The sequence below is a fragment of the Inediibacterium massiliense genome (assembly GCF_001282725.1).
GTDB classification, from domain to species: domain Bacteria; phylum Bacillota; class Clostridia; order Peptostreptococcales; family Thermotaleaceae; genus Anaerophilus; species Anaerophilus massiliensis.
The window spans coordinates 576673-602161 of sequence record NZ_LN876587.1 but is presented as its reverse complement, the minus strand read 5'-3'; the positions used below and the strand labels follow the sequence as shown (position 1 = coordinate 602161).

Sequence of the window (25489 nt, the reverse complement as noted above, 5' to 3'; positions counted from 1 at the left end):
GCTGAAAGAATTTATCTCTCAGCTTTCATATCTATATCTTTTTTTGATTTCTTCCCATTTTTTATCTCTTTCCTCTGTAATAAGTTGAATATCTTTTTCATCTAAATGTTTAAATCTTCCTTGTTTCAAAAGATAATCTTGAATAGATGTAAACTCTTTTGGCTTTTTATTTAATATAAATTCTCCACCTTCATATTCTGCCAAATACCAAAGGCCACAATCCACTACATCTCTTGCAATTTGGACCATTGAGTCAGATTCTATTCCCCATCCTGTAGGACATGGTGCATACACATGTATATAAGAAGTCCCTTTTATATTTTTTGCTTTATTTACTTTTTTAATAAAATCATGAATATATCCTATACTTGCTGTAGCTGCGTAATCAATTCTATGAGCTGCAACAATTTCAAACATATTCTTTTTTTTATTCAAAGATCCATGTATGTTCTGCCCAACAGGAGTAGTCGTAGTCTTTGCTCCATAAGGGGTAAGTCCACTTTGTTGAATCCCTGTATTCATATAAGCTTCATTGTCATAACAAATATAGATCATTTCTTCTTTTCGATCAATGGCTCCTGATAAGGCTTGTAGTCCTATATCTGCAGTTCCTCCATCTCCAGCAAATCCCACTGCATGAAAATCATCAACCCCTAATGCTCTAAGTCCTGCTGCTACACCTGATAGCATAGAGGCTGTTCCAGCAAAGGTAGATATGGCTGCATTTACTGTAAAAGATAGCTGAGGATAAATAAATCCAACTGCTGACATACAGCCTGCTGGTAAAACTGCAAAACTCTTTTGACCTAAAACCTTTAAAACTGTTCTTACAGCAAGACTTCCTCCACATCCTGCACATGCTTTATGTCCATAAAAATACTCCTTTTCATCTAATAATTTAATGCTCATCCGTATTCACCCCCAAATTTATAAAATTAACTTTTTTTAATTTTTTTCCACGTAATGTCTCTTTTAACTCTTTAAAAATTTTGTCTATATCTTCTTTAGAAATATTCCTTCCTCCCAATCCTCCTATGAAATTATAAGCCTTTGGACTTTTTTCTAACTTGGCCAATGTAGAATTAAAATTTGTATAAACCGTTCCTTCATATCCAAAGGAAATATCTTTTTCCAAAACTCCAAAAACTTTTGTTTTCTTTGCAATTTCTATAATCTCCTTTTCTGGAAATGGTCTTACAAATCTTATTTTTAAAAGTCCAACCTTTTCTCCACTTTTTCTCAGTTCATCCACCACTACTTTAGCTGTACCTGTAATGCTTCCTAGAGTTACTAAAACAACTTCTGCATCTTCACATAGATATGTTTCTATCATCCCTCCATATTTTCTTCCAAATACTTGGTAAAACTTTTCATCTACTTCATCAACTACATCTACTGCATTGACTAACGCCATATGTTGCTGGTATTTAAATTCCATATTATCTTTGGGAGTTGAACTAAAAAACAAATTTTTAGGATTTTTTAAGCTCATGGGATAAGAAGGTTCAAATTTGGGTAAAAATTTTTGTACATCTTCATCACTGGGAACCTCAACAGATTCATAGGTATGAGTAAGTACAAATCCATCTAAATTTATCATAATAGGAGTAAGAACTCTTTCATCTTCTGCAATGGCATAAGCTTGCAAAATCATATCCAAGCTTTCCTGAGCATCTTCTACATATACTTGTATCCATCCGCTATCTAAAAGAGAAAGGGAATCTCTTTGATCCCCATATATGCTCCATGGAAGAGCTAAGGAACGATTTGCATTCATCATTACAATTGGAAGTCTTCCTCCACTAGCATAATGAAGGCATTCTGCCATATATAAAAGTCCTTGAGAAGACGTTGCTGTAAAGGTTCTTGCTCCTACAGCACTGGCTCCAATACATGCAGACAATGCTGAGTGTTCTGATTCTACATGCAAATACTCACATTTTAATTCCTTTTTCTCTACCATCTCAGATAATCTTTCCACTACTATTGTTTGTGGGGTAATAGGATAGGCAGAAACCACATGGGGCTTTGCTAATTTTACTCCTATAGCTACTGCTTCATTTCCTGAAACAAATACTCTCTCCTTCTTCATTTTCTCTCCTCCCTTACCATCTGGATAGATCCAGCCTTACATTCCTTTGCACAAATGCCACACCCTTTGCAAAAATCATAATCTATTTGAATTTTTTCATTTTCTTTAAATATGGTTCCTTCAGGACAATAAAGATAACATATCATACACTTTACACATTTTTCATAGTCTATCACTGGCTTTATAGTTCTCCATCCTGCATTTTTTTCCACTAAATGACCTGCTTGAAAACTTGTTCCAATAGGATAATCTTTAATATGCTTTGGTGGATGAAACTTTTTTATTATTGGTCTATTCAATTCTTTTCCCTCCCTTTATACAATCAAAAGCTCTTTGTAAAACCTCAATATTTTTATCTAATATTGAAGGTGAAAGACCTTTTTTAAATCCTTCTATGCCAGCTTTTAAAGATATGATTTCACTTATCCCTATCAACGCACCTAACATGGCTGTATTGGTAATAGGTCTTTTTAAAACTTTTAATGCTATACCCGTTGCATCTATGCCTTTTATTTTATAATCCTTGTATAATTGATATTTTTCAACATGAGCTGTATTAATTAAAATCTTGCCATCTTTTTTTACATCTTTAAAAATATCTTTATGAATAAGACTTTCATCTAAAACAATTAAATAGTCACATGTATTGCTTTGACTTCTATCTGTAATTTTTTGATCATCTATCTTTGTAAAAGCCTCTACAGGAGCTCCTCTTCTTTCTGGTCCAAAGGAAGGAAATGCTAAAGCATATTTATTTTCAAAGAGAGCCGCTGAAAGACCTAAAAGTCTCGCAGCTGTAAATGCTCCTTGTCCTCCTCTACCTAGCCACTTGATTTCTATCATGAAACAGTCCTCCTTGCTTTTTCCTTTAATTTTTTTAATCTTTTGATGGCTTCTTTTAATGTTTCTTCTTTTTTTGCAAAATGAAAACGTACATAATCATTAATTTCCTCTTTAAAAAAGCTAGAGCCAGGTACTGCAGCTACTCCAATTTCTTTGATCATCCATTCACAAAATTGATGATCATCTTGAAATCCAAATTCAGAAATATCAACCATCACATAATAAGCTCCTTGAGGAGGAATATATTTTAAACCGGCTTCATCTAATCCTTGTAAAAATAAATCTCTCTTTTTGGTATACTCCCTTTGAAGATTTATATAATATTCATCTGAAAATCTAAGTCCTGCTACTGCTGCCTTCTGAAGAGGTGCCGCTGCACCAACGGTTAAAAAATCATGTATCTTTCTTGCTCCGTCAATAACTTGTGATGGACCTATAATATATCCTAATCTCCATCCTGTAATAGAATAAGTTTTAGAAAGAGAGCTACAAGATAAAGTTCTGTCTTTCATTCCTTTTAGTCCTGCAAAATAAATATGCTCATAAGGCTCAAAAACAATATGTTCATACACTTCATCTGTAATCACAAAAGTATCAAATTCTTCAGCCAGTTCTGCTATGTATAAAAGCTCTTCTCTTGTAAATACCTTTCCTATAGGATTAGATGGATTACAAAGAATAATTGCCTTTGGTCTTTCTTCAAAAGCCTTTCTTAATTCATCCTTACGAAATTTAAAATTAGGAGGACAAAGGGGAACATAAATAGGCTTGGCACCCGTTAATATTGTATCTGCAGCATAATTTTCATAAAATGGAGAAAATACAATCACTTTGTCATTAGGATTACAAACTGTCATCACAGCTACCATCATAGCTTCTGTACTTCCACAAGTAACTACAATATCTGTATTAGGATCAATATCTATCCTCATAAGCTTTGATTGTTTTTTAGCAAGAGCCTCTCTAAATTGTTGTGAACCCCATGTAATCTCATATTGGTGCGGTCCTTCTAATGCTCCTTTTATAAGCTCATTTTTTAATTCCTCTGGAGGGTCAAAATCAGGAAATCCCTGTGAAAGGTTAATAGCTCCATATTCATTACTAATCCTAGTCATTTTTCTGATAATAGATTCTGTAAACTTTTCTAATCGATTTGCTACTTTAGGCATATAATCACTCCTTATCTTTCATCAATCAACCTCTTTGCTTTATGAGTTGCCCTTGGAAGTTCTCCTTCTCTTAAAACATCAACTACTTTTGGTCTAACACCAAGATGTGCCTTTATTTTATTAGAAATTCTATGAGCAATTTCCTCTTTATCTATCAATGAACTATTTGATTTTTCAATTTCCACTCTAAATTTTGTAATATGGTTTTCATTAAATACAAAGATCCTATATTCTCCTGTAGTATCTTTATCATTTCTTACAATAAATTCAATATCACTTGGAAAAACATTCACCCCTGCTGCAATAAACATATCATCTAATCTTCCTACTACATGAATTCTTTTATGAGTTCTTCCGCATATACATGGTTTAGACGTATATGTCACAATATCTCCTGTTCTAAAACGAATCATAGGTCTTGCTTTCTTTTTAAGAGTAGTAAGTACCATCTCGCCTCTTTCTCCATCGGCTACAGGATTTAATGTTATAGGATCTAATACTTCCAATAAAATTTGGTCTTCAGCCAAATGGAGTCCATCTTTTGCTTCACACATTCCTGCACAAGCTCCAAATATATCTGAAATACCATAAAAATCAAAAACATCTGCTCCCCAAAGTTTTTCTATTGCACTTTTTGTTACATCAATAGAGCCTCCTGGTTCTCCTGCTACAATAATTTTTTGAATAGATAAATCTTTTGCTGGATCTATACCTTGTTTTTTGGCCGTTTCTCCTAGATACCACGCATAAGAAGGTGTGGTCCAAATTGCTGTTGGTTGAAACTCTTTTAAAATAAACAAAAGTCTATCAGATGGAAGAGTTCCTGCCCAAATACATAAAGCTCCAAGATTTTGTGCTCCTATTACATCTGGTCCCCCAACAAAAAGGGAGAAATTTAATGCATGGACATATCGATCCGTTGATCTCATACCTACTCCCCAAAATAACCTGCTCTCTATATCTTGGAATTGTTCAAAATCTTCCTTCGTAAATGGACTTACTGTAGGAACTCCAGTAGAACCGCTAGATGTAGACATAAATACAATCTCTTTTTCATCAACTGCACACATATCCCCTAAAATAGGCTTTTTCTTTTGCCTTTCTCTTTCTACTTGTTTATTTACAAATGGAAATTTCCTCAAATCGTCTAAAGTTTTTAAATCCTCAGGTTTCACACCTACTTGATCAAAAGACTCTTTATAATATGGAGAATTTTCATAGGCAAACTTAATTTCATTTCTTAATTCTTTAAGTTGATAATCTTCTAATTCTTCTCTTGTTAAAGTTTCAATTGCTTCATTCCAGTATTTTCCTTCCATTTGACAACCTCCTAGGTATTTGTTTGAATTCTTCAAATTGATTTAGCGTATTTTTTACTCCATAAAAAAAGCTGCTTCATAAGAAAGCAGCTTTTTAAGATACTTTCTTATCTATCAGAATGAAACACATTCTGCAGGATTTAGCACATTTCTTAGATTTCTTACAATCTAAGTTGTTGCTGGGCTTCATTGGGCCAGTCCCTCCGCCTCTCTTGATAAGAATTTTATTATTTAATTTATTTTGTCGATGCATCAACAACAAAAGTCCTCTTCTGATATCAGAAGAGGACTCAATATATATACTTCCTCCTCTTATCTATCAGAATGAAATCACATTCTGCAGGATTTAGCACATTTCTTAGATCTCTTATAGTCTAAGTTGTTGCTGGGCTTCATTGGGCCAGTCCCTCCACCTCTCTTGATAAGAGTATACTATTTAGTTTCGAAACTTAAGATTAATGGAATTATAACAAAAGTACTTAATTACGTCAATACTATTTTTGAAAAAAGTACAAATTTTTCCTATGCATAAAATATCTCATTAGGATACAAACTGTAAAAATTCATCCATAGAAATAGAATATTGAATTTCTTTTAGTAATTCTTTATCTTGTGTAAAACCTACTTTTTTAAAAGCTTTTCTGGATCGTTTGTTTTTAAAATTAATTTTTGCTATTACTTCCTTTGCTCTCCAATTGAAAAATGCTTGTTTAAGCCCTTCAAAAATTGCATTTGTACCTAAACCTTTTCCCCATTCTTTTCGCTCTCCAATAACTACTACTATTTCTACATTTTCCTTTTTAGGTACAAGTCTTAAAAATCCTATAGGTTCTTTTTCATCTTTGGTAATCATAAAAAAGCTTCCATTTTGATTAAATAAATGAGTAAGAATAGGCATATTAATTCTATGAATCATCTGCTGAATACTTTGATTTACATTATGTTTTTCATTTAAATATTGAGTTACTTCATGGTCCTTTAGCCAATCCACAATTTTCCATGCATCTGATTTAAAAACTTCTCTTCGTAATTTTATGTAATGATTATTCATGATTAAAAAGTCCTCCTTAAACTAAAAAAACCTGTTATAAACACCTTTTCGTGTCTATAATAGGTTTTCAAACCAAACCATGAAGATTATATCAAAGTAAGCAATTTCAATCAAATTGAATATTTATGCTTTTAAATGAGTTACTGATGTTTATATAAGCATACCCATCAAAAGGGGTTCTTTCCTTCTCTTTTCTTCATAATATTAACTATTTTTACTTTTATTTGTTCTTATGGATTTCATTTCTATAAAATGTATTTTTTATTCTTATACAAATTGAATTAAATTTTTATCTAATCTAGCAACTCTAGCCAAAGAGTACACATCATATCCCTGATCTTCTAGCTTTTTACGTCCAGGTTGAAAAGATTTTTCAATAACAATCCCAATGCCACAAACCTTGGCTCCTGCTTCTTCTACTAAACGTACAGCTCCTAATGCTGCTTCTCCATTCGCCAAAAAATCATCAATAATTAAAGTTCGATCTTCTGGCAAAATATATTTTTTAGAGAGCGTTAACTCATAATCTACTCCTTTGGTAAAAGAATGTATTGTTGTTTGATAAATATCATCCTTTAAAGTTTTTGATTTGCTTTTTTTCAATATAATCATAGGTACATTCATTTGCATAGCAGTCATAACAGCAGGTGCAATACCAGAACTTTCAATTGTCAGTATTTTTGTAATATTATATTTATTGAAATATTTTTTAAAATAAGTTCCCATTTCATACATCAATTGAGGATCTACTTGATGATTTAAAAAAGCATCTACTTTTAATACAGTTTCACTTAGTGCCTGTCCATCTTCTAAAATTCTTTTTTCTAATTTTTCCATTTCTATCACCTTATCCTTTTCACAATATATCCTATTATAGAAGTATTTTCCTCAAAAAATAATATAAAAAAGCACCTTAATTTAGATTAAGGTGTTACATTTTATAGATAGCTATAAACACTATACCTTATGGTCTGATAATTAATATCACCAATTAGGAACTTTTAAATGTCTATCCCTTATTCCATTGCACATATATTATATAGCATTATAACATATTTTTTGACCAATAGGATAATTTTTCTTCCTTCCCTTTTAAATGATTTTCATATTGAATAATAAATCACCAAAGGGATATTCCTTTGGTGATTATTATCTAAAACTATTTTTTAATACTTTGGCATTTTTATAATAGCTTTGAATAAATCTCCGTCTACTTCTATACGAAAACTTCCTCTTTGAAGATCAACTAAACTTTTAGCAATGGATAATCCCAGTCCACTTCCTTGAGAAGTTCTTGATTCATCGCCTCTCTTAAAACGCTCCATAAGTTCATCTGAGGAAATATTTAGTTCATAAGCTGATATATTTTTAACAGTTAAAACAACCTCATTTTTTAACTCTTCCATATCTATATATACCCTAGAACCTTTAAGAGCATATTTAAAAATATTAGATAATAGATTCTCAATAGCTCTCCATAATAATTTTCCATCTGCTTTTACATATACTTTATCTTTAGGATGGTTTATTTTAAATTCTAGATTAGATGCTTCTATCTTATCATTTAATTCCCCTAACCCCTGAGTAATCAAAGATGTCATATCTATTTTTTCGTAATTTACTGGCATATCCCCACTAGAAGCTTTGGAGGCTTCAAACAAATCATCTGTCAATATCTTTAATCTTTGAGATTTTTGATCTATGATTTCTATATATTCCTCTCTCTTAGATTGATCCTTTTCTTTTTTTAATAAATCCACATAGGTAATAATAGAAGTAAGAGGTGTTCTAATATCATGAGATACATTTGTAATCAATTCTGTTTTTAATCTTTGACTTTTTAATTCATTATCTACTGCTTTATTTAATCCCTCCGTAATACTATTAATATTAGAAGCAAGTGTTTTAAACTCTCCACCTTTAGATATATCTATAGTGTGATGGATATCTCCATTTTTTATTTTTTCTACACCTTCTTTGATTGCATTAAATTCTTTTACTTTCTTTAATGCTACCCAAGCTCCTATTCCTATGGTAATAGGAGCCATAAAAAATGTTAAACCAACTAAAATTGGATATCCTATGACAATCACTACAATCTTTACAGCTGTGCTTCCACTATCAAAAATATCTTTTATAAATGCATAAAACTTATATAATACCTTAAAAGTAAGTGTATGCTTTATAAGAGTTTTATTTTTAATATGTTTTGCTAACGATAAAATCAATATAAGTCCAAATGTACCTATCAAAAAAGTAATTGGAAATATAATTTTGTATAAGTTGTTATGAAATACACCCTGCATAAATGCAAACCATAATATAATAAGAGACAAACACATAGCTATATTGATATCATTATATATTTTGTCTACAAAGTTTAAATGAACTTCCTTTTCTTTAAAATAATCTTTCCCTATAATCCATATTAAATAAATTAAACTAGCTAAAGTAGCAATTACAAATACTATAATCTTATATAAATAGTCCATTACAATTGCTTTATCTTTTTTCCACTTTTCTATTTTGTCATGAGCAGAATCCTCTTTAAGTGCAATATACATGACTTGATTTTGTGGGTTTACTTCATCCATTGATAAATATCCATAACGATACATTGTTTTTTCAATATTTTGTGGATAAATTTCTTCTTCTGATGAGTCAATTATAATATAAGAAGGATGAGATTTAAAATACTCTTTACTTATATTTTCACTATTGGAATACACTTTTTTTATATCATCTACATAAGTACTTAAATAATATATAAAGTCTTTATTTTGTTCCATTCTATTTAAACATGATTTATATTCTTCTAAATCTTTTTGAATCAATTCATCTTTTATTTTTGAAATTTTATCTACATATATCTCCTGAAATCTTTTATAATTTTCCACATCAGATAACTCATAATTATAAAGTTTTTCATCATATTTAAAATCTGAATATAAATTTTCTTCTTCTGTCTTTATATCTTCTTCCGTAACAGTCCTACCACTTAAAATATACTCTTCACTTTTATATTCATTCATCAATTCAATAGCATCCTCAGTTATAGACTCTAATTGACGCCTATATTCTTTTCCACTATAGTAATTGTTTTCAAAAGCAAGCTCTATATCTATTTCTTTAACACCTATTAAATTTAAAATCAGTGTTACTGCACTACTAAAACAAAGTATTACTATCATAAAAACAATAATTTTTGTAATCCATGAATGACTATAATTTTTCCACTTTATATCCAATCCCCCACACCACCTTTAAATATTTTGGATCTTTTGGATTGATCTCAATCTTTTCTCTTATTTTTCTTATGTGTACAGCTACTGTATTTTCTGGATTGAAGGCAGTTTCTTTCCACACCTTTTCATATATTTCATCTATAGAATATACTCTTCCTGCATTTTGAGTTAAAAGCTTTAAAATTTTGTATTGTACAGGAGTCAATTTTACTTCTTCCCCATCTACTGTTACAATCTTACTTTCATCATCAATCTCAAGGCCTCCTGTTTGAAATACATTACTTCTCATTTCAAAACTTCCTAAAGAGGTATATCTTCTAAGCTGAGATTTTACCCTTGCAATAAGTTCTAATGGATTAAATGGTTTGGTTATATAATCATCTGCTCCCATATTCAATCCCATTATTTTATCCGTATCTTCAGATTTTGCAGAAAGCATAATAACAGGTATATTCTTATCTTCTCTGATTTTCATGGTAGCTCTTAATCCATTCATTTTAGGCATCATAATATCCATAATAATCAGATGAATTTCATTTTCTTCTATGATCTCTAAAGCTTCTATTCCATTAGACGCTTTAAAAATTTTATAGCCTTCATTGCTTAAATAAATTTTTATAGCATCTAGTATTTCTTTATCATCGTCACACACTAATATGTTCAAGAAGGATCACCCCTACATATAATTTTGTACATATTATACCACATCCTTTATATTTTTCTTTAAAGACATAATATCATCTAAATCTTAACAAATTCTTGATACAATTCTTAAGATTTCCTTAAGATTAAAAGAATGAGCACAAAATCACTAAATTAGTAATTTTATGCTCATTCTTTTTTAAATCTTTATTTACTTATTTTCCATCTTTTCAGGGTAGGTAAAAATTCCTTTAAATTTCTTCTTGCCTCTTCTTCACTCATATGAGGATGTGCATTAACCATATGTGGTACACAAAATTCAATCATCTGATTCATTGTCATATCTCCTCTAAATTTACCTTCTCCAAAACAATACACACAATAGTCCTTATTTTTGCTTCCATCCTCATTAAATCCCATTTCTTTTTCATCTAAAATAGGCATTCCACAGCTTTGACAATACATTGTTTTCATTATAGACACACTCCTTTTTCTTATTTGTATCTATAATAGCAAAATAAATATGACATCTATATGTCATATTTTATATTTTTTTACTATATTTTTAAGTCTTATCTTTATTTCTTCTTTTACAAACTCAGGTTCAATAACCTCTACATGATCCCCATAAGACAATATATGAGAATAAATCCACTCATCATATGGAAATTCTGCTTTTATTATATAAGTCCCATCGGGTTGTTCCAATATTTGATCTTCACTATATTCATCAATAATTCTATACAGCATATTAGAATCAAAAAGAAGCTTTAATTGAACCATAACCAATCCATCATTGTTTTTGATACCTTCAAAAAATTTTTCAATCTCTTTTCTTTCAAAAGATACATTTGTCATTTTTACATCTCTCATCCTTGTGATTTTAAATATTCTCCCACATTTTTTTTCGCAACAAAATCCTAACAAATACCAAGCTCTACTTTTAAATATGATTTTAAAAGGCATTACTCTTCTTTCCCTTTTAATATTTTTAGAATTTACATATTGAAATTCTAAAATTTTTTGCTCTAAAACTGCTTTTTTGATCATCTCAAATCTTTCATCCATATTTCTTTTACTTCCCCAATGGGTAAAATCAACTTCTAACCAATCCAATCCATTCATATTTCCAAAAATACTTTTTAATTTTTCTAAAGTATGATCTATTGATAGGTGGTTTGTAGCTTGTAGAGTTTTTAGTCCTAAAATCATGTGATCTCTTTCCTCATTTGAAAGAATAACTTTGCTTACAGTATAATGCTTTAAAAGAGAAATTCCTCCCCCTCTTCCTTTACTCATATATACAGGTACTCCTGCACTAGACAATATATCTATATCTCGATAGATTGTCCTTTGTGATACTCCAAACCTTTCTGAAAGCTCTTTGGATGTTATAGTTTCTCTATTTAATAAAATAATTATAATTTCCATGAGTCTATTAATTTTCATTTTAATCACCTATTATATTATAACAAAAATTTAAAAACAAAAAAGAAACTGACAACAATAGTCTAATTTTCATTATAGAACTTCTCTAATATCTTAATCATCTCTTTTTCTGATCTTATATTGAGGCTATGATTCCATTCCCTGGGAAATATTTTTTTATAAGTAATATAATTAAATCTTTCATCTATTAAAAGTACTACCCCTTTATCCTTTTCTGTACGAATGACCCTTCCTGCTGCTTGTAAGACTTTGTTCATTCCTGGATAAGTATATGAATAATGAAATCCATTATTGTTTTTTTCGTTAAAATAATCTTTTATGATATTTCTCTCTAAACAAATCTGTGGAAGTCCTACCCCTACTATAATTGCCCCTATTAATCGGTCCCCTTTTAGATCTATTCCCTCACCAAATATTCCTCCCATTACAGCAAAACCAATGAACGTATTTTCAGGATTTGTCTCAAATGCTGATAAATATATTTCTCTTTCTTCTTCATTCATGGTATTGGATTGTATGATTGTTTCATATTCAGGATAATTTCTTTGGAATATTTCATAAACATCCTGCATATATTTATAGGATGGGAAAAAAATTAAATAATTCCCCTTTCGTTTAGATGCAATTGATTTTATATAATCTGCTATAGAATCATAGCTATTTTCACGATCTTTATATTTAGTTGAAATGTTACTTCCTATCATAAGACAAAGATTCTCTTGATGAAATGGAGAAGGCAGTATGATTGTCTGATCTTTTTCATCTCCACCTAAAATATTCTTAAAATATTCTATAGGTGTTAAAGTAGCTGAAAAAAATATGGCTGATTTTCCTCTCTTGATTGCTTCACTTAATAAATAAGAAGGATCTAGACAAAACATTTTTAGTAACACATCTTTATTTTCCTTCTCTACATAAGTTACATATCTCTCATCGTAAAGATCGGCGATTCTTATAAATGTCAAACAATCAAAAAATATTTCCAATAATTCTTGGTAGCCTTTCTTTCCCTTTTTTTCTGCTAAAAATTCTTCACTTTCAGAAATGAGTCTATTTAATAAATACAATATATCCTCAAACATTTCTTTTTGAACATAGTGATTTTGATTCTCACAAAGTTTTTTTATCTTTAACATATATCCATTGATTTTATCTAATGCTTTTGCAATCCTAGGCTCTTGATCTTTAAATATTTTTTTCAGTTCTAAAAAAGGCTGTTTATAAAGAGTAGCTGAAAACATTTCTCTTGCTCTATCTACTAAATTATGTGCTTCATCTATTAAAAAAGTACAATCATTATGATAAAATTCAAATAAGCCTTTTAAATATACTCTAGGATCAAATATATAATTATAATCACAAATCAATGCATCCACCCATGTAGCTAAATCTAGGGAAAGTTCAAAAGGACAGACATGATATTTTCTTGAATATTCTTCTATTACTTTTCTTGATAATTCATCTTCCTTTTGAAGTATGTGAAAAATAGCATCATTGACTCTATCAAAATGTCCTTTTGCATATTCACAGTATTCTGGTTCACACATTCTTTCTTCCTTAAAACAGATTTTATCCTTTGCTGTTAATGTTAGAGTCTTAAATCTTAATCCTCTTTCCCTCATTTTTGTAAAAGCCTCCTCAGCAACTTGACGTGTAATGGTCTTTGCTGTCAAATAAAAAATCTTTGCAGTATGACCTTCACTAAATGCTTTTACAGTAGGAAAAAGAGTAGATATGGTTTTTCCTATTCCTGTAGGGGCTTGTACAAATAATTTTTTCTCATCTCTAATAGTTCTATAAACTGAAATAGCAAGTTTTCTTTGTCCAATCCTATACTTTTCAAAAGGAAATGTTAAGTCTTTTACTGAACAATCACGAATATAAGCCCAATCAGAAGTAAAATTTGCAAAGATCATATACCTGTCTATGATTTCATAAAAAAAACTTTCTAAATCCATAAAGCTAAAACTTTTTTTCAAATATTTAATTTTCTCAGTCTCCAAATGAAAATAAGTTAACTGAACATCTATCTTGTCTAATTCATTTTGAAGAGCATAAATATATGCATAGCATTTTGCTTGTGCCCAATGAACTTCATTGTAATTTTCATCTATCATTTCAAGGGGCTTTGTAGTAGATTTTATTTCATCTATACAGATAGAAGTATTTTCTTTGATGATTCCATCTGCTCTTCCTTCTATTAAAAATCTATAATCTTTATATTCAAATTTATGTTTTAGGGTAACTTCTGCTTCATAATTTTCATCTTTAGAGTTTTGAACTTTTTGATGAGCTTTTGTTCCCTCTACAGCCCTTGTCATACTTCTAAAGCTTGTATCTAAGTCTCCAGAACGAAGTATAAATTCAACTAGATTTCTAACAGATATTTTTATTTCTTTTGTATTACTCATATTCGTCAACCTCTCACTTATTTGGAATATATGGTTTTTATAACTAAAAAGAATTTTTCTAGTTTATTTCTTATTTATGAAGAAATATAAGATAAATTATTTCTTTACTTGCTTTTCAAGATATTCAATTTGTTTTTTTAGATATTCAATCTGCAATTGAATCTGCTCATTTTGCTGTTGTTGCTCTTGTTGTGATTGTTGTGATTGGGCTTGTGCACTAACAGTCAATATAGTTTGTCCTAGCTGTTCAATAAAATTTCCTAATGAATTTTGTTGGTTTAAATCTAATCCGTTGGCTATTCCTAATCCAAGTAGTGTAGCTAATATAGAAAATGTATCAGGGGGAAGATTGAAAAAAGACATGATCTATTGCCTCCTAAATAAACTTTTCTTTTTTATTTTAATATACTCATACTTTCAGCCATATGTGCTACAATCTCCCTTGTCTTAAGCACTAAATTGTTTGAGTACACTACATAGATCATTTTATCCATTATTTTTTTCCATATTTTAAGAATATCATAAAAATTTCAATACAATATATTGAATCACTAGTGTTCAAATTTTAGATAATATTACTATTGACTTTTATAAGTTCTATGCGCTCATTTAAAGAACTATACTGTTTTTACTACAAGGAATATATTTCCATTAAAAACAGACGCACTTATCTGCAGAAACGTTAGCTTAATTATTTTTATGGAATTATTTCTCAGTTAACTTCCAAGCCAAGTATTCCATCTGAATGTTGTAGTATTTACTAACTTAGTTATGGAGTGTTTGATTAAACGCTTAATTTTCAATAATCCGTAGGATGTCTTTGTAGTTTGTTGAATTAATTGCAACATGATAAAAGCAATGATACCCGTTATGATTTGATTCATTACTGCATTTAAGCTATAACCTATAAATTTTTTGATTTTTAAATGTTGCTTAATCCATTTGAAGAATAATTCTATCTCCCAACGTTTTTTATATAGAAAGGCTATTTCTTCACTGGATAAATTAAAAATATTTGTTACAAAGATTAATTCTTTTCCTTTGGTATCAATAATTTTAATAATTCTATACTGCTTTTTGGTTTTGTTTATATATTCATTACCAAGAAACACAATTTTATCATAGATAATTTTTACTCCATTGTCCAAAAGATTAATTTCAGAGTAAGTAATATTAAGCGCTTCAACTTCTTCTATTGCAGCATTAGCTTTTAATCTTGTAATAAAGTATTTTTGATTAATAGTAAATTTGTGTATTTGTCAATGGATGTTATATTCATTTATTGAACACTAGTGGAAAATAATATAAAATATTATGTCACTTATACAACAAATCCTCTTACAGGATGGAAAGTACTTGGAATTATAGAAGAAGAAAAAATTTATGAAAAAACAAAAAAGATCATCCAAGAAATATTTACAAGCAGTTTTATTATTATTCTTATAGGAATGATGTGTATTGCATATGCTAAAAATGTCTGCAAAAGATTTAAATGGCTTTTTAAATAAAAATGAAAATAATTCTAATATTTTTGTAGATTCAAACCATAATTTATCTAACAAATTTAATCTTTTACTTGAAAAAACAAAAGAAATCAAAGAAAAAAACATGGCTATCCCTCTGAAGTACATGAAATTGTAAATAAAATTGAACAACAAATTATTATACGTAATAACAAACACAAATAAAAGTATTAAAAATCAGATTGTTTAGTACTCATAATGGTACCAAACAATCTGTACATATAGTAAATTTTATTGAATTATATTATCTGATTATTATTTAAATACCATTTTATAGTATTTATAATACCTTCATCAAATAACATCTTCGGTTTCCAATATAATTCTGTAGATATCTTTGTTGTATCAAGAGCATATCTCCTATCATGTCCCTTTCTATCTTCAATATATTTAATTTGATTGTCACATATAAATTTTTTTCGTGTATCATCATTGGACAAAATATTTCTCAATGTATTTATAATTATTTTTACAATCTCTATATTAGTTTTTTCATTACCTGCTCCTATATTATATACTTCTCCTAACTGACCTTTATGAATTACTAAATCGATAGCCTCAATATGATCCTCTACATAAATCCAATCTCTAATATTTTTACCATCTCCATAAATAGTTAAATCTTTTCCATATAAGCAATTATTAACCATTAATGGTATTAATTTTTCGGGAAATTGACGAGGTCCATAATTATTAGAACACCTCGTAATATTGATAGGCATTTTATATGTATGATAATAGGACTTTACTAACATATCTGCAGAAGCTTTACTAGCAGAATAAGGATTTCTTGGGTCTAATGGTGTTATTTCAGAAAAATATCCTGTATCTTCTAAAGATCCATATACTTCATCTGTAGACACCTGAAGAAATTTCTTTCCTTTTTTCCATACATCTTTGTTTAACCAAGCTTTTTTTGCACCTTCTAACAATTGAAAAGTTCCTTTAATATTCGTCTTGATAAATTGCACAGGATTTTCTATACTTCTATCTACATGGGTCTCTGCTGCAAAATTGATAACATAATCAATATCATGCTTTTGAAACAAAGAATTTATCAGTTCTGTATCAGTAATATCACCTTTGATAAATATATATTTCCCATTTTTTTTAATATCTTTCAGATTCTTAAGACTTCCTGCATAAGTAAGCTTATCAATATTAATAATAAAAACATCATTATATTTTTTAAACATATAATGAATAAAGTTAGAACCAATAAAACCCGCTCCACCAGTTATTAGATAAGTTTTCATTATATTCTCTCCCATTATTATGGACTAAAACTTATAATAAAACTCGTCATCATAAAAAAGAGGATAATTTCTATCCTTTTCTGATAACAACAATTTCCTTATTCTCTCTATAGGCCATATAATATTAAACGTAGGATCATCCCAACGATACCCACCTTCATCTTCTCGATAATAAAAATCCGTACATTTATAATTAAATACAGCCTTCTCTGATAATACTAAAAATCCATGTGCAAAACCTTTAGGGATATACATTTGTTTCCTATTCTCTTCACTCAATACACATCCAAACCACTTTTTAAATGTAGAAGAATTTTTTCTTAAATCAACTGCAACATCAAAAACTTTTCCTTGAATAGTTCGTACTAGTTTCCCTTGTGGATATTGTTTTTGAAAATGTAATCCCCTTAATACCCCTTTTTTAGATTTAGACTGATTATCTTGCACAAATTTTATATTTAATCCTTCCTCCTTAAATGCTTTTTCATTATAGGTCTCCATAAAATACCCCCTGGCATCATTAAAACAATTTTGCTCTATAATATAAAGACCTTTCATTTTTGTTTTTATAAATTTAAAATTACTCATTAATCTATCTCCTAAATCTTTAAAACATTTTTTATAAAATCATACAGTGCTTCTTCCCAATTCCTCATATTATCTCCTATCGTACTTCTTAACATCATATTATCTAAGCAAGAATAAACAGGTCTTTTAGCTTTTGTGTTATACTTCTCTGAATTAGCAGCTTCAATTATACATTTGATTCTAGTATATTCAATAATTCTACGTGCAAAATCATACCAACTTGCCACCCCATTTCCTGTACAATGATAGATCCCATATTCCTTTGTAGCACTTATTTCTAGAACATGTTTTGCCAAATCCTCTGCATTTGTGGGATTTCCTACTTGATCATTAACCACCTGTAACTTTCCATTTGCTTTGGCTGCCTTAATAATAGCTTTAACAAAATTTTTCCCATGTTTCCCATAAAGCCACGATGTCCGTATAATAAAATACCTACTACAAAACTCCCTTACATAGTTTTCCCCTAATAACTTTGTTTTTCCATAGACATTAATAGGATTTGGAATATCATATTCTCTATAAGGAACTATTTTACTATCTAATACAACTCCTTTACCATCAAAAACATAATCTGTAGAAATATGAATAAGCTTTGTTCCCACAGCTTCACAAGAAATAGCTAAATTTCTAGGTCCCATAGCATTGACTTGAAATGCTCTTTCATATTCTGTTTCTGCTTCATCTACATTAGTATATGCAGCACAATTTATAATAACATCTGGTTTTACTTCATCTATAAATTTAAAAATAGAAATATTATCCGTTATATCTAATTGATTTGAATATATTTTAATTACTTGAATATCATTTCTACAAAAATGCTTTTTAAACCATGTATTAGAATCCAACTGTTTTAAAATTGTATATCCCAGTTGACTATTCGCACCTATTATTATTAATTTCATTTTTATAATCCTTTCTTGCTAAGACAATATACTAAGATGATACTAATTATTTTAAATATTGCACTCATTCTACTTTAAATATATGCTTTATATTATGAAATATATGAATGATTGTATTTCTTTAACAAGCTTAAATGTAAAATAATTTGATGCATATAAATGATTTGTTTTATCAACATTTCAATTTAAAAGGCCCTTACTTTATTATATCTACAGTAAGCCATTTCTCTCCTGCTAATTTTACTCCTAAAGCTCCTAAAGGTGCTGTAATGATAATAGCTAAAACAGCAATGGCCAATATCACTTCTCCTGAATCAACTCCTGCTGATAAAGGTACCGCTCCAATAGCTGCTTGTACAGTAGCTTTTGGTACATACGCAATAATGCAAAACAGCTTCTCTTTTAATATTAGATTTGTACCCTTTATAGAAATAAAAACCCCTATACTTCTTGCAATTAATCCTATAAAAATAATGACAAATCCTATCAGTCCAAAGTGTAGCGCAACATGTATATTTACTTGAGCTCCTACTAAAATAAATAAAAGTAATTCTGCAAATACCCAAATTTTATTTAATTTCTGAGACAATCGCTTCCCTACATTTGAATATTTTTCTAATATCACAAATCCTATTGTCATGACTCCTAAAAGGCTAGCGATAGGTATGATTCCTTTTAATACATCTTCTAAGGAAGTCATAAGAATTGCTACTCCAATCAATATTAATACTTTTTTTGTATCTCTTATATGAAACTTGTTAAATAAAAATACCATAACAATGCCTGCTATAAATCCTAACAAAATTCCCAACAAAATAGAAATTGGAATTTCAAATATTTTTGAAAAAATATTTATATTTTTACCACCATATAAGCCTAAAAAGGTAGAAAACAAAGTAATTGCAAAAACATCATCTATAGATGCTCCTGCCAAAATTAAGGTTGGAATTCCTTTATCATATCCTCTTTTATCATTTATAAAATTGAGCATCTGAGGTACAATTACAGCTGGAGATACAGCAGCAATAATAAATCCAAGCATTCCAGCTTCAATTTTAGATATACCTAACAAATAGCTTCCCACAAACATAATGGTAAATCCTTCACACAATCCTGGAATACAACTCATTTTCACAGCAGGTATTCCTATCTTATTTAAAGTTTCTCTTTCAATTCCGAGTCCTGCACGTAATAAAATCACAATTAAAGCAATTTTTCTTAAATCTGAAGATATATTCAAAATATCCTCACTAATAAAATTGAAGCCAAAAGGTCCTATAGTCACGCCTAAAATCAACATTCCTAAAAGCCCTGGAAGCTTCATTTTTTCAAACACTTTGTTAAATATCAACCCCAAAATAATAATCAAACTCAAACTTAAAGCCATTTTAAATCTTCCCTTCTCTATAATATTGTCTTTAATATGATTCCCACAATACAAAAAACTCCTACAAGCAATAAAAATATATTACTTGTAGGAGTCATCAGCATTAATGCATTTAAAGGCGAACTCCATCACCTATTCTCATATTCTTCATTTATTATATTACTAAAATAAATTTTTATCAATTATTTTTTAATATAAGATGTGCTTTCTTCATTTCCAAAAACTATTCGCATTGCATTATATAATTATAAAAATGTTTCTATGATAAAAGCCAAATACAAATTATAATATGATCCCTAGCTTTTGTATACTTCTTCTTTTATTTTCATAATTTTATCATGATTTTTTAAATAATATTTATTAATCTTATCCAATTTTTCATTAGATAAAGTAGCTTGTATACAATGCTCATTGATTTTTTTAATTTCAGGATTTTTGTCTATATAATCTACAACATCATATAAATTGATTATATCATTGTACTGTAATTTATTATATAAAATTCTAAAAAGTTCATAATCTTCCTCATAATCTAAAGTTAATCTTAAATCCGGTCTTTTTAATTTATTTTGAACCTCTATTTCCTTAATATTAAATACTTCAGGCCTATCTATTAATGCTCCCCAGATTTCTGTATCTATCACATTTTTTATATTGCACACTGTCTCAAGAGTCTTTACATTTACACCATAAGTAGCACATCCTAATGGAAGCCCTTTAATTTTTATATAATCATATTTATTTTTTTCTATCTCATTAACTATTAAATTCGAATAATCTATAGTAAATAATGGATCATCTGCAGTTATTCCTACAATATAATCTAATCTAAAAAATTTAGCTGCATCTAATAATCTTTGTACAACATCCACATCATTTCCATTAAAATAATAAATATCATTTTTCTTAGCAATCTCTATTAATGGTTTGTCTTGTGGATTCATGGAAGTACATAATATGATTTCTGATATTCCTTGTACTTTCTTAGCTCTGTCAATAATTCTCTCAATAACCATTTTTCCACCTAAATCTTTAATTACCTTAAATGGTAATCTAGTTGATTTTAATCTAGCTATGATTATAAAACCTATTCTCATTGTATTTCCTCCAACCCTCCAGTTAAATTTGAATATGATTTTTGATGAAACTTATATTTCACTTTACTATAATCAATCATTTCATCTTCTTTAATATTTACTAGTGCTTCTAAGCCTATTAGCCCTAAAAAATCCTTCTGCATAATACTGCCTTCCCTTTTTGTTCTTTTAAAACATAGATTTTCTAGACTTAGTCGTTCTCCTTTTTTTATATTTCTTTTTGCAACAACTGCTTTTTTCATAGGGCCAACATTTCCATATTGGCGCTCTAATTGACTAAGCTCTAACATACCATCTCCAAAAACTTTCAAATAAAGCTCCATTTTTATCTGTATTGCTTTCATTTGTTCTTTTCCTACAGCCGCATGATAATCTAATCGCTTTTGGCCCATATTAGGTGTATAATGCTTTTCTAGTACATAAATTCCCATTGCTGCTGCTATAGCGGATATATCTACATTGTTTTTATCATCAAAAGATGTGTGATCTGCATACCCTACAGGCACATCAAATAAATCTCTTATCTTTAATATTTTTGATAAATTAACATCTTCATATCTTGTTGGATATGATTGAAAGCCATACATAAGCCATATATTTTTTTTCCCATTTTTCTTTAAAAAATTAACTGCAAAATCTACTTCATCTAAAGTTGACCCTCCTATGCCTAAAATGATTAAATTTTCAAACTTCAAAGCCTCCTTCAACATATAGTATTCATTTAAGCTTGATGAATGAATTTCAATAGCTTTAATATCTTTATGCTCTTTATTAATATACTGAATAGATTCTATATCATCACACAATGCAATTACATCTAAATTATTTTCTTTAGAAATCTCAAACGCTTCATTCCATTGTTTCTGACTAAACATCCATTTTTCAATATGCTTATATAGGGGATGTTGTTTTTGAAAGTAACTATCTAAATTAAATAACAAATGAAATTTTACCGCATTTAAATTCATCTCACCTATATCTAAAATCATCTTCTTTAAATACTCAAAATCCCCTTCATGATGATATGCAGTTTCCCCAATAATATATGGTTTCATAATTTAAAATCCCCTTTATAAATTGGATTTATCTTTGTTGCCTTATCCATTTTACCCTCATTTTTAATTCATCCACTGTACTTATATCATAAAAATCCTTACCATAAAATTTTTTTAGTACATAAGTAAAATCTTCAAATCTTGGATCTCCAATAGGAATTTTACTATATTGATCTATTACCTTTCTCAATCGTATAGCATAATGATTAATCCCTAATTTACTTAAAAAAAGATGAGTAGTAATCAGGGTGTCTGAAAAATATGATACAAAAACCTTGTTTTGTACATTATTTGCTCTAATCTCATTTAAAAGTACAACTTCCCATGGAACTTTATTTTCATTAATGACCTTTACGTGAAAATCCTTATATTTATTTTCCAAACTAGAACGAGGATGATTTTTTACAGTAACTTTCATACCTTGAAATTCATTTAAAAGTTCTTTAAAAATCATCTTTTCAGTTTTTTCATCTAATAACCTTCTAAGAGGTTGATCTAAAAATAAAACATCATATTTCATAGGAGTATATTTATACCCAAATATCATATTCAATTCATAACAAAATTCTTTCAATAGAGCTTTATTACGGAAATATTCTCCAATCTTAATCTCTTTTATAGGTCTTTTCAATAATCTATCTATATATAATCTCTTATCATAAAGCCAAATCTCGGATACTCTATCATAATTTATATTAATTTTGATATTACGCCCTTTTAATAATTTTTTGACATATAAATAATATTCTTTGACATAGTAAGATGATGCTGTAAAAACAGTCTGTATAATCTTTGTTTTTTTTGGAATATAATCAAAAAGTGTTAACAAATAAGAATTTTGATTAATCTGAAAATAATGGACAATATCAGCATTTTTTATATTTAAACATATAAGTTGCTTTTTAATCTCTAAAAGACGTTCATCATATCTTTTAGCTCCTGCTTCTTTCATAAGTATTACCTTATCCCATATATAATTTCCATTAATAATTCTTTCATATATTTCTTTACAATTCCAATCAGATAAAATTAATACTTTATAATCATTTTTATATACAGTCTTTGACAATATATATGAATTAAATATATTGGGTGCGGTAAAACATGCAAAGCACACTACCTTTTTACCAGCTACCTTTTCTATTGTATGATTACTCATTTTTTCCTCTTGACAATTTTTCACTGGCGCTCCTCCTACACATATAATTTTGTCATATATCTTATTCTAATAAATATAAAAATATCTCACTCATATATGTTCAACACCAACTACTACAAAGAAATTTTTATATCATAAAATGATTTTTTTATTTGAATTTCCATTTTTAAATAATCTTTTAAAATATTCATTACTTTCTCAGAAACATTACCATCTCCATAAGGATTATCCTTATTTATCAATTCTTTTCTAAAATTTGACGATAATGCTTTTAGAATAGAAGTTATAATACAATTCTTACTAGGATTACAATTAATAATACTACATCCTTGTATTCTTCCTCTTTGTCTATCACCTATATTCACAGTAGGAACACTAAAGTAAGGAGCTTCAACAAGTCCACTAGATGAATTTCCTACAACTACATCTGAATACTTCATAGCACTTAAATACCTAAGGTAACCCATATTTATAAAATAAATTGCTTTATGACTATTTTCACTTGCATATTTCTGAATCAATTGGTTCATCATTCTTCCATCTGTATCTGAATTGGATCCAGTAAATATAATTTTTAAGTTCTCTATCTCATCTAAAGCATCTAAAAGATTTTTCATATGATGAAAATTATAACTTTCATCTAAAGTTGTTGAATGAAATGTGACTAAAGCAGTTCTTTTCCCAAATTTAAATCCAATCGTTTTCTCTAATTCTTCCTTTGAAAATAGTTTTAATTTTTTTATATTTTCTATACCCATTGCTCCAACAGTAAAGACCCTATCTGGATGTTCTCCAAGTTGTATTACTCTTTTTCTATATTCTTTTGTGCTCGTAAAGTGTAAATAACTCATTTTGGTTATAGAATGTCTAAACCCTTCGTCAAATGCCCCTTGTGTAGTTTCTCCTCCATATAGATGTGCTACTGGAATTTTGGCTATATAAGCAGTACTCACTGCTGCAAATATTTCATATCTATCCCCTAGTACTACTATAATATCTGGCTTTAATCTTTCATAAGCTTCTGAAAAACTTATCATTGCAAGTCCCATAGATTTTGATATTCCTATAGATGTATCTGAACTCAATAAAATTTCAATTTTTTCATCAATATCATAGCCATCCTTATTGATTTCTTTATACGTACAATCAAATTCTGGTGATAAGTGCATTCCTGTAGCTATTAATTGTAATTTTATATTTTTATCTTTTCTAATTCTTTCTATCAATGGTCTTAAAAGACCATATTCTGCTCTTGTGCCTGTCACTACACATATTTTTTTCATATCTGTATCAACTCATCTTCTTCATAGTCTCTATCTGCTATTTTATTAACTACTTCATACCATCTCATTGGTGATATTCCATTTCCTGGTCTTTTTGTAGTAATATTATTTTGTGAAAAGATCTCACCTTTTTTGATCTTACAATTTGCTACTATACTTTTTCTCACTAAACAAATATTTTTTCGTTCAGATTCTGATGGATGTTTAATACCATCCCCTAAAGCCATCTCTATATTTCTAATAGTCTTTACCATTTCTTTGAACTCATTTGGTTCTAAGCTCGCTTTATGATCTGGTCCATACATATTTTTATCAAGTGTAAAATGCTTTTCAATGACCTTAGCTCCCATAGCCACTGCTGCTATTGGAATTTCTATTCCTAAAGTATGATCTGAATAACCTACCTCCCTTTTAAATGCTTCTCTAATAGTTCTCATTGCTCTTAAATTTACATCTTGCATAGGAGTTGGATATTGTGTATTACAATGAAGAATCGTAATATCTTTCGTCCCATTTTCTGTAAGAATATTTAAAGCAGCCTCTATCTCTCCAAGAGTGCACATACCCGTTGATAATATAACTTTCTTTCTTATTTTTCCAACAGCTTCTAAAAATGGTCGATTTGTAAGTTCTCCAGATGCTATTTTAAAAGCTTTTATTCCTAATGATTCTAAGAATTTCATACTTTCTATATCAAAAGGAGTAGATAAAAATATTATATTCTTTTTATCACAATAATCTTTGATGCCTTTAAAATCATCAAAAGAAAGTTCTATTTTTTTTACCATATCTAGTTGTGATTCTTGATCATTTGTAGTTTTTTTTTGATAATCTGCTTTTTGTACATATTTAGAAATAACCTTTTCGGCTTTATAGGTTTGAAATTTTATTGCGTCTGCTCCTGCCTCTACAGCTCTATCAATCATTTTATATGCTAAATGAATATCCCCATTATGATTTACTCCTGCTTCAGCTATTATAAAAACTTTTTGTTTATTCATTAAATCAACCT

25 protein-coding genes and 3 riboswitches are annotated in these 25489 nt (G+C 28.9%); of the genes, 1 reads left to right on the top strand and 24 read right to left on the bottom strand.

Annotated elements, in window-relative coordinates; translation table 11 throughout:
* Nucleotides 1-18 precede the first annotated feature (18 nt).
* The 15 genes from BN2409_RS11400 to BN2409_RS11330 all read right to left on the bottom strand — a co-directional run bounded on the left by BN2409_RS11400 (nt 19) and on the right by BN2409_RS11330 (nt 15444).
* On the bottom strand, nt 19-909 hold the full coding sequence (locus tag BN2409_RS11400) for a thiamine pyrophosphate-dependent enzyme (protein WP_110943094.1): 891 nt from the start codon (nt 907-909) through the stop codon (nt 19-21).
* Nucleotides 899-2092, bottom strand: coding sequence for a transketolase C-terminal domain-containing protein (locus BN2409_RS11395; protein WP_053956753.1), 1194 nt, complete (start codon nt 2090-2092; stop codon nt 899-901). Before BN2409_RS11395 ends, BN2409_RS11400 begins: the two co-directional genes overlap by 11 nt.
* Complete coding sequence (locus BN2409_RS11390) at nt 2089-2391, bottom strand: 4Fe-4S binding protein (RefSeq protein ID WP_110943093.1); 303 nt, start codon at nt 2389-2391, stop codon at nt 2089-2091. The genes BN2409_RS11395 and BN2409_RS11390 overlap by 4 nt, the downstream gene beginning before the upstream one ends.
* Nucleotides 2384-2935 (bottom strand): 2-oxoacid:acceptor oxidoreductase family protein, encoded by a 552-nt coding sequence (locus BN2409_RS11385; RefSeq protein ID WP_053956752.1) that lies wholly within the window; start codon nt 2933-2935, stop codon nt 2384-2386. Before BN2409_RS11385 ends, BN2409_RS11390 begins: the two co-directional genes overlap by 8 nt.
* Complete coding sequence (locus tag BN2409_RS11380; RefSeq protein ID WP_053956751.1) at nt 2932-4104, bottom strand: pyridoxal phosphate-dependent aminotransferase; 1173 nt, start codon at nt 4102-4104, stop codon at nt 2932-2934. The genes BN2409_RS11385 and BN2409_RS11380 overlap by 4 nt, the downstream gene beginning before the upstream one ends.
* An 11-nt stretch (nt 4105-4115) precedes the next feature.
* Nucleotides 4116-5423 (bottom strand): phenylacetate--CoA ligase family protein, encoded by a 1308-nt coding sequence (locus BN2409_RS11375; RefSeq protein WP_053956750.1) that lies wholly within the window; start codon nt 5421-5423, stop codon nt 4116-4118.
* 104 nt (nt 5424-5527) lie between these two features.
* A riboswitch (SAM riboswitch) is annotated at nt 5528-5645 on the bottom strand.
* 87 nt (nt 5646-5732) lie between these two features.
* Nucleotides 5733-5851, bottom strand: a riboswitch (SAM riboswitch).
* Nucleotides 5852-5964: 113 nt separating this feature from the next.
* Nucleotides 5965-6474 (bottom strand): GNAT family N-acetyltransferase, encoded by a 510-nt coding sequence (locus BN2409_RS11370; protein ID WP_053956749.1) that lies wholly within the window; start codon nt 6472-6474, stop codon nt 5965-5967.
* Between the two features lie 267 nt (nt 6475-6741).
* Nucleotides 6742-7311 carry a xanthine phosphoribosyltransferase gene (locus tag BN2409_RS11365; RefSeq protein WP_053956748.1) on the bottom strand — a complete coding sequence of 190 codons (570 nt, stop codon included), beginning with the start codon at nt 7309-7311 and terminating at the stop codon, nt 6742-6744.
* A 329-nt stretch (nt 7312-7640) separates the two neighbouring features.
* Nucleotides 7641-9722, bottom strand: a complete 2082-nt coding sequence (locus BN2409_RS11360; protein ID WP_053956747.1) for a HAMP domain-containing sensor histidine kinase — start codon at nt 9720-9722, stop codon at nt 7641-7643.
* Nucleotides 9697-10383, bottom strand: a complete 687-nt coding sequence (locus BN2409_RS11355) for a response regulator transcription factor (protein ID WP_053956746.1) — start codon at nt 10381-10383, stop codon at nt 9697-9699. The genes BN2409_RS11360 and BN2409_RS11355 overlap by 26 nt, the downstream gene beginning before the upstream one ends.
* A gap of 185 nt (nt 10384-10568) precedes the next feature.
* Nucleotides 10569-10835, bottom strand: coding sequence for a zinc ribbon domain-containing protein (locus BN2409_RS11350; protein ID WP_053956745.1), 267 nt, complete (start codon nt 10833-10835; stop codon nt 10569-10571).
* Between the two features lie 63 nt (nt 10836-10898).
* Entirely contained in the window at nt 10899-11810 is a 912-nt protein-coding gene (locus BN2409_RS11345) for a helix-turn-helix transcriptional regulator (protein WP_053956744.1), read from the bottom strand.
* Nucleotides 11811-11872: 62 nt separating this feature from the next.
* On the bottom strand, nt 11873-14221 hold the full coding sequence (locus BN2409_RS11340; protein ID WP_053956743.1) for an ATP-dependent DNA helicase: 2349 nt from the start codon (nt 14219-14221) through the stop codon (nt 11873-11875).
* A gap of 96 nt (nt 14222-14317) precedes the next feature.
* On the bottom strand, nt 14318-14584 hold the full coding sequence (locus tag BN2409_RS11335) for a hypothetical protein (protein WP_053956742.1): 267 nt from the start codon (nt 14582-14584) through the stop codon (nt 14318-14320).
* A gap of 353 nt (nt 14585-14937) precedes the next feature.
* Nucleotides 14938-15444, bottom strand: a complete 507-nt coding sequence (locus tag BN2409_RS11330) for a transposase (protein WP_278320242.1) — start codon at nt 15442-15444, stop codon at nt 14938-14940.
* Nucleotides 15445-15513: 69 nt separating this feature from the next.
* Here BN2409_RS11330 and BN2409_RS11325 point away from each other — a divergent pair, with 69 nt between their 5' ends.
* Nucleotides 15514-15729 (top strand): hypothetical protein, encoded by a 216-nt coding sequence (locus tag BN2409_RS11325; protein ID WP_053956740.1) that lies wholly within the window; start codon nt 15514-15516, stop codon nt 15727-15729.
* Nucleotides 15730-15983: 254 nt separating this feature from the next.
* Here the strand turns inward: BN2409_RS11325 and rfbB are convergent, their stop codons facing one another.
* The 9 genes from rfbB to neuB form a co-directional block, all read right to left on the bottom strand.
* Complete coding sequence (gene rfbB, locus BN2409_RS11320; protein ID WP_053956739.1) at nt 15984-17000, bottom strand: dTDP-glucose 4,6-dehydratase; 1017 nt, start codon at nt 16998-17000, stop codon at nt 15984-15986.
* A gap of 24 nt (nt 17001-17024) precedes the next feature.
* Entirely contained in the window at nt 17025-17588 is a 564-nt protein-coding gene (rfbC, locus tag BN2409_RS11315; protein ID WP_053956738.1) for a dTDP-4-dehydrorhamnose 3,5-epimerase, read from the bottom strand.
* 11 nt (nt 17589-17599) lie between these two features.
* Nucleotides 17600-18496 (bottom strand): dTDP-4-dehydrorhamnose reductase, encoded by an 897-nt coding sequence (gene rfbD, locus BN2409_RS11310; protein WP_053956737.1) that lies wholly within the window; start codon nt 18494-18496, stop codon nt 17600-17602.
* Between the two features lie 196 nt (nt 18497-18692).
* On the bottom strand, nt 18693-19883 hold the full coding sequence (locus BN2409_RS11305) for a cation:proton antiporter (protein ID WP_053957725.1): 1191 nt from the start codon (nt 19881-19883) through the stop codon (nt 18693-18695).
* A gap of 81 nt (nt 19884-19964) precedes the next feature.
* Nucleotides 19965-20025, bottom strand: a riboswitch (Fluoride riboswitch).
* Nucleotides 20026-20179: 154 nt separating this feature from the next.
* Nucleotides 20180-20980 carry a cytidylyltransferase domain-containing protein gene (locus BN2409_RS11300; protein WP_053956736.1) on the bottom strand — a complete coding sequence of 267 codons (801 nt, stop codon included), beginning with the start codon at nt 20978-20980 and terminating at the stop codon, nt 20180-20182.
* Nucleotides 20977-22035, bottom strand: coding sequence for an N-acetylneuraminate synthase family protein (locus BN2409_RS11295; protein WP_053956735.1), 1059 nt, complete (start codon nt 22033-22035; stop codon nt 20977-20979). The genes BN2409_RS11300 and BN2409_RS11295 overlap by 4 nt, the downstream gene beginning before the upstream one ends.
* Before the next feature lie 28 nt (nt 22036-22063).
* Complete coding sequence (locus BN2409_RS11290) at nt 22064-23218, bottom strand: polysialyltransferase family glycosyltransferase (RefSeq protein ID WP_053956734.1); 1155 nt, start codon at nt 23216-23218, stop codon at nt 22064-22066.
* An 89-nt stretch (nt 23219-23307) separates the two neighbouring features.
* A complete protein-coding gene (neuC, locus tag BN2409_RS11285; RefSeq protein WP_053956733.1) occupies nt 23308-24477 on the bottom strand; it encodes a UDP-N-acetylglucosamine 2-epimerase in 1170 nt (389 codons plus the stop codon).
* Entirely contained in the window at nt 24474-25478 is a 1005-nt protein-coding gene (gene neuB, locus BN2409_RS11280; protein ID WP_053956732.1) for an N-acetylneuraminate synthase, read from the bottom strand. Before neuB ends, neuC begins: the two co-directional genes overlap by 4 nt.
* Nucleotides 25479-25489 lie beyond the last annotated feature (11 nt).

Bases quoted from the DNA above. Each gene is read 5' to 3' on its own strand.
- BN2409_RS11400 (WP_110943094.1), bottom strand. From the start codon at position 909: ATGAGCATTAAATTATTAGATGAAAAGGAGTATTTTTATGGACATAAA.
- BN2409_RS11395 (WP_053956753.1), bottom strand. From the start codon at position 2,092: ATGAAGAAGGAGAGAGTATTTGTTTCAGGAAATGAAGCAGTAGCTATA.
- BN2409_RS11385 (WP_053956752.1), bottom strand. From the start codon at position 2,935: ATGATAGAAATCAAGTGGCTAGGTAGAGGAGGACAAGGAGCATTTACA.
- BN2409_RS11380 (WP_053956751.1), bottom strand. From the start codon at position 4,104: ATGCCTAAAGTAGCAAATCGATTAGAAAAGTTTACAGAATCTATTATC.
- BN2409_RS11375 (WP_053956750.1), bottom strand. From the start codon at position 5,423: ATGGAAGGAAAATACTGGAATGAAGCAATTGAAACTTTAACAAGAGAA.
- BN2409_RS11370 (WP_053956749.1), bottom strand. From the start codon at position 6,474: ATGAATAATCATTACATAAAATTACGAAGAGAAGTTTTTAAATCAGAT.
- BN2409_RS11365 (WP_053956748.1), bottom strand. From the start codon at position 7,311: ATGGAAAAATTAGAAAAAAGAATTTTAGAAGATGGACAGGCACTAAGT.
- BN2409_RS11350 (WP_053956745.1), bottom strand. From the start codon at position 10,835: ATGAAAACAATGTATTGTCAAAGCTGTGGAATGCCTATTTTAGATGAA.
- BN2409_RS11345 (WP_053956744.1), bottom strand. From the start codon at position 11,810: ATGAAAATTAATAGACTCATGGAAATTATAATTATTTTATTAAATAGA.
- BN2409_RS11340 (WP_053956743.1), bottom strand. From the start codon at position 14,221: ATGAGTAATACAAAAGAAATAAAAATATCTGTTAGAAATCTAGTTGAA.
- BN2409_RS11335 (WP_053956742.1), bottom strand. From the start codon at position 14,584: ATGTCTTTTTTCAATCTTCCCCCTGATACATTTTCTATATTAGCTACA.
- rfbB (WP_053956739.1), bottom strand. From the start codon at position 17,000: ATGAAAACTTATCTAATAACTGGTGGAGCGGGTTTTATTGGTTCTAAC.
- rfbC (WP_053956738.1), bottom strand. From the start codon at position 17,588: ATGAGTAATTTTAAATTTATAAAAACAAAAATGAAAGGTCTTTATATT.
- rfbD (WP_053956737.1), bottom strand. From the start codon at position 18,496: ATGAAATTAATAATAATAGGTGCGAATAGTCAACTGGGATATACAATT.
- BN2409_RS11305 (WP_053957725.1), bottom strand. From the start codon at position 19,883: ATGGCTTTAAGTTTGAGTTTGATTATTATTTTGGGGTTGATATTTAAC.
- BN2409_RS11300 (WP_053956736.1), bottom strand. From the start codon at position 20,980: ATGAGAATAGGTTTTATAATCATAGCTAGATTAAAATCAACTAGATTA.
- BN2409_RS11295 (WP_053956735.1), bottom strand. From the start codon at position 22,035: ATGAAACCATATATTATTGGGGAAACTGCATATCATCATGAAGGGGAT.
- neuC (WP_053956733.1), bottom strand. From the start codon at position 24,477: ATGAAAAAAATATGTGTAGTGACAGGCACAAGAGCAGAATATGGTCTT.
- neuB (WP_053956732.1), bottom strand. From the start codon at position 25,478: ATGAATAAACAAAAAGTTTTTATAATAGCTGAAGCAGGAGTAAATCAT.